This is a genomic window from Winslowiella iniecta (assembly GCF_001267535.1).
GTDB classification, from domain to species: domain Bacteria; phylum Pseudomonadota; class Gammaproteobacteria; order Enterobacterales; family Enterobacteriaceae; genus Erwinia; species Erwinia iniecta.
Genome location: NZ_JRXE01000010.1, coordinates 1 through 5,044 on the forward strand (window position 1 = coordinate 1; position 5,044 = coordinate 5,044).

Below are 5,044 nucleotides of genomic sequence, written 5' to 3' on the forward strand. Positions count from 1 at the left end.
GGCCGAGTGGCTGAAGGCACCGGTCTTGAAAACCGGCGACGGGAAACCGTTCGAGAGTTCGAATCTCTCCTCCTCCGCCATCTTTATTCTCACTCGGTTTTATCTTCGAACAGTCCTGTTCAATTCTCTCCCTGATTATCTCTGTCTGCTTCCTTTGTTATATATCATCTGTCAAATCCCCACGTCGCTCACAGTCTTAATGGCCAGTAGTTGCTTTGACATCTTTCTGTCATATCCATGTAAAATCCTGTAGCCCAGGCTTGCCCCTGAATATTGAGTGTCCGTTGCTACAGGATCCTGCTCAGCGATTAATGCTGTGGCACCACTAAGTCGGCACTGATGCGTTCACCTTCGGCATCAAACACCAGGCACTGGCTGGCATTGAAACCGGGTTGTAACTTCTGATACGGACGAAAATGCACATCACCGGGCAGCAGCATTTTAAAACCATCATGCCCGTAACATTGCCCGAACAGATAGGTGTTATTTCCCAGCCGTTCCACGACTTCACAATGGAAATCCAGCCGCAGCGGTGAGTCGCTGGTGGTGGTTAAATGTTCCGGGCGGATCCCCAGCGTCACTGCTGCGCCTGGCAGTACTTCGCGGCAGTTAATCGCCAGTGCCAGCGTGGTCTGTTGATCAATGGCGACGGTCAGGGTCTGCGGTTGCCAGCTTACTACGGTAGCCGGTAAAAAGTTCATTTTCGGCGAGCCGATAAAGCCAGCGACAAATTTATTAACCGGGTTGTAATACAGCGCCATCGGTGACCCCATCTGTTCTACCTTGCCGTAATTCATCACCACGATTTTGTCGGCCAGCGTCATCGCTTCCACCTGGTCGTGGGTAACATACACCATGGTGGTTTTCAGCTCCTGATGCAGTTTGGCAATATGCAGTCGCATATCAACGCGCAGCTCTGCGTCGAGGTTGGAGAGTGGCTCGTCAAACATAAATACCTTCGGATTACGCACGATGGCGCGACCAATTGCGGTGCGCTGACGCTGTCCGCCGGAGAGCTGCTTCGGTTTTCTGTCGAGTAAATGCGAAAGCTGTAGCGTTTTCGCCACCATTTCCACCTGATGGCGAATTTGTTCTTTCGGCATGCGGTTCACTTTCAGGCCATAACCCATATTTTCCGCTACCGTCATATGCGGATAAAGCGCATAGGACTGAAATACCATCGCCACGCCGCGATGTGCCGGCGCGACATCATTCATTCGCTCATCACCAATCAGCACATTCCCGTCACTGATCTCTTCCAGGCCAGCAATCATGCGCAGCAGGGTCGATTTTCCACAGCCAGAAGGGCCAACAAATACGGCAAACTCACCGCTTTCAATATCAAGATTGATATTTTGCAGCGTCACTGCTTTGCCAAAACGCTTGGTCACATTCCGTAATCTGATACTCGACATACTTCAATCCTCAGAAAGTTATTCATCAGCAATCTGTCGCCAGTAGTGGGTTGTTGATACGGTTTTTGTATTACGTATGACAAATAATCACTGAGCGAGCCGGACTGGCTGAAAAGCCTGTGAAGACTATAACTGCGCTGAATTTCTTGCCCTATCGCTGCTTTCCATTTCTGCAATAAGGATCACACAATGGTGATAATTGTATAGAACAAACAGGGTGGTAAGGGTAGCGTATAACAAAATCTTGTATTGCCGGGTCACTTATCAGTCGTGCGACAGGCATTGAAAGCCGGAATTAAGCTTCGAACAGCCGTTGACATCTGAATAGCTAAAAATGTAATACCTTCACATGAGGCAGATAATGAAAACCAATAAGATAACCGCGCTGGTACTGACTACCCTTTTCGCCAGCCAGTTTGCCAGCTTTATCGCCAGTGCCGCAGAACAGCAGATTACCGTCTGGGAAGACATTAAAAAATCATCAGGTATCAAACAGGCGGTGGCTGATTTCGAAAAGCAGAATCACGTCAAAGTTAATCTGCAAGAAATGCCGTATGCGCAGCAGATTGAGAAACTGCGCCTTGATGGCCCGGCGGGAATCGGCCCGGATGTGCTGGTGATCCCCAACGATCAGTTGGGCGCGGCGGTAGTGCAGGGGCTGTTATCGCCACTGACGATTGATCAGGCTGAACAGAAGGCGTTTACCGCCTCATCAATTAATGCTTTCACGATGGACAATACGCTGTACGGTTTGCCAAAAGCGGTGGAAACCCTGGTACTGATCTACAACAAAGATCTGCTGCCACAGCCGCTGGCTAATCTGGATGACTATTTTGCTTTCTCGAAAACGCAACGGGCAGAAAATAAATATGGCCTGCTGGCCAAGTTTGACCAGATTTATTACAGCTGGGGCGTTATCTCCTCAATGGGCGGTTATATCTTTGGCAAAGATGCGAAAGGTGGCCTGAATACGCAGGATATCGGCCTGAATACCGCAGGCAGCGTTGAGGCAGTTAGCTATCTGAAAAAATTCTATGCCGACGGTTTATTTCCGGCAGGAATTATTGGTGACAGCGGCCTGAATGCGATTGACTCTTTATTCACCGAGAAAAAAGCCGCAGCAGTGATTAACGGCCCGTGGGCATTCCAGCCCTATGCTGACGCCGGAATTAATTATGGCGTTGCGCCGTTGCCAAAGCTGGCCAATGGCAAAAGCATGAACTCATTCCTTGGAGTGAAAGGTTACGTGGTCTCGACCTGGAGCAAGGATAAAGCACTGGCGCAGAAATTTATCGAATTTATTAATCAGCCGGAGTACGTGAAAGCGCGCTATCAGGCGACAAAAGAGATCCCGGCATTGCGCGCAATGATTGACGATCCGCTGATTAAGAATGACGACAAAGCCAGCGCGGTAGCGATTCAGTCCAGCCTTGCCACCGCAATGCCGGGCGTACCGGAAATGCAGGAAGTGTGGGGCCCGGCGAATGCCGCGCTGGAACTGAGTGTCACCGGCAAGCAGCAGCCGAAAGCAGCACTGGATGATGCGGTGAAACAGATTCAGATGCAGATCGAAGCGATGCAGGCCAGCAACCAGTAATTTTGACCGATGCCATGCGGACGGGAGCTCGCCTCCCGTTAGACGAAGGAGCAGTATGTGATTATCAGTCCCAGCGAAAATTTAACCGCCGATAAGGGGCGCAGTCGCCATGCGTTTGCGGCCGTATTGTGCGCCCTGATCCCTGGCTTTGGTCAGTTTTATAACCGACAGTGGGCGAAGGGGCTTATCTTTCTGGTTTTGCTCAGCAGTTTTATCGGCGTGTTTCACGATTTTCTCGGCGAGGGGCTGTGGGGGCTGGTTACCCTCGGCGAGGAAGTGCCGCGTGATAACTCGATCTTTCTGCTGGCAGAAGGCATCATCAGCCTGTTAATTATCGCTTTTGGCGTGGCGATTTACGCCTTGTCGTTACGCGATGCATGGATCAACGGCAAAAAGCGCGATGAAGGGCATGCGCTGAACAGCGTGCGTAAGCAGTATCAGATGCTGTTAAGCGAAGGTTTTCCGTATCTGATGATTACCCCTGGATTTATCCTGCTGGTATTTGTGGTGATTTTCCCGATCCTGTTCGGTTTTTCCATCGCCTTTACCAACTATAACCTGTATCACACGCCGCCAGCGAAACTGGTGGACTGGGTAGGTTTTAAGAACTTTATCAATATTTTCACCCTTTCTATCTGGCGCTCGACCTTTCTTGATGTATTGCAGTGGACGGTAATCTGGACACTACTGGCGACCACCTTGCAGTGCAGCGTGGGCGTCATGCTGGCGATTCTGGTGAATCAGAAAGATCTGCGCTTCAAGCCATTGATTCGCACCATTTTTATTCTGCCCTGGGCGGTGCCGGGTTTTGTTACCATTCTGGTATTTGCCGGCATGTTTAATGACACTTTTGGCGTGATTAATAACGCGATACTCGACTTCTTTGGTATTGCGCCAAAAGCATGGATGACCGATCCATTCTGGACGAAAACCGCCTTGATTCTGATGCAAACCTGGCTGGGCTTTCCGTTTGTCTTCGCCATGACCACCGGTGTCTTACAGGCCATTCCTGATGATCTGTATGAAGCCGCGACCATGGACGGTGCCGGAACCTGGACCAAATTAAAAACCATCACATTACCGCTGGTTCTCTATTCCATTGCGCCGATTATTATCACGCAATACACCTTTAACTTTAATAACTTCAATATTATCTATCTGTTTAATAACGGCGGGCCAGCGGTAGCGGGTTCCAATGCGGGCGGTACGGATATTCTGGTGTCGTGGATCTATAAATTGACCATGTCCTCTTCGCAATATGCGATAGCGGCAACCATTACCATTTTACTGTCGATATTTGTGGTTGGCCTGGCGTTATGGCAGTTCCGCGCCACTAAATCATTTAAAAATGATGATATGGCATAAGGATAACATTATGGCTAAGTCAACGAGTATCAGAAAAGAGAAGTGGATGCGTTTATCACTGTCGTGGATGGTTATCTTACTGGTCTCCACCATTATTATTTATCCGCTGGTGTGGACGATTGGCGCGTCGCTTAATGCCGGTAACAGTCTGCTAAGCAGCTCGATAATTCCGCAAAACCTGTCATTCCAGCACTACGCCAGCCTGTTTAATGGCGAAGTAAACTATATGACCTGGTACTGGAACTCGATGAAAATAAGTTTCCTGACCATGGTGCTGACCTTAATCAGCGTCAGTTTTACCGCCTACGCTTTCTCGCGTTTTCGCTTTAAAGGTCGGCAGAATGGTCTGATGCTGTTTCTGTTATTACAGATGATTCCGCAGTTCTCGGCACTGATTGCCATCTTTGTGTTGTCGCAGCTGCTGGGGCTGATCAACAGCCACCTGGCGCTGGTGCTGATCTATGTTGCCGGTATGATCCCGATGAATACCTATTTAATGAAAGGGTATCTGGATGCGATTCCTAAAGATCTCGATGAGTCAGCCAGAATGGACGGAGCGAGTAATTTCCGCATCTTTATCGAAATTATTATGCCGTTATCGAAACCGATTGTGGCGGTAGTAGCACTGTTTTCATTTACCGGGCCACTGGGTGATTTTATTTTATCC

Annotated in this window: 4 protein-coding genes; 3 read left to right on the top strand and 1 reads right to left on the bottom strand. The window is 49.3% G+C overall.

The genetic code is table 11. The features are described 5' to 3' along the window. Positions 1-308 precede the first annotated feature (308 nt). Positions 309-1,415, bottom strand: a complete 1,107-nt coding sequence (locus NG42_RS08410; RefSeq protein WP_052898874.1) for an ABC transporter ATP-binding protein — start codon at positions 1,413-1,415, stop codon at positions 309-311. A 361-nt stretch (positions 1,416-1,776) separates the two neighbouring features. Here NG42_RS08410 and NG42_RS08415 point away from each other — a divergent pair, with 361 nt between their 5' ends. The 3 genes from NG42_RS08415 to NG42_RS08425 all read left to right on the top strand — a co-directional run. Continuing rightward, complete coding sequence (locus NG42_RS08415; RefSeq protein WP_052898875.1) at positions 1,777-3,012, top strand: extracellular solute-binding protein; 1,236 nt, start codon at positions 1,777-1,779, stop codon at positions 3,010-3,012. Between the two features lie 57 nt (positions 3,013-3,069). Beyond that, complete coding sequence (locus NG42_RS08420) at positions 3,070-4,377, top strand: sugar ABC transporter permease (RefSeq protein WP_052898876.1); 1,308 nt, start codon at positions 3,070-3,072, stop codon at positions 4,375-4,377. Between the two features lie 10 nt (positions 4,378-4,387). Next, on the top strand, positions 4,388-5,044 hold a 657-nt coding region (locus NG42_RS08425), incomplete at its 3' end, for a sugar ABC transporter permease (RefSeq protein WP_052899003.1).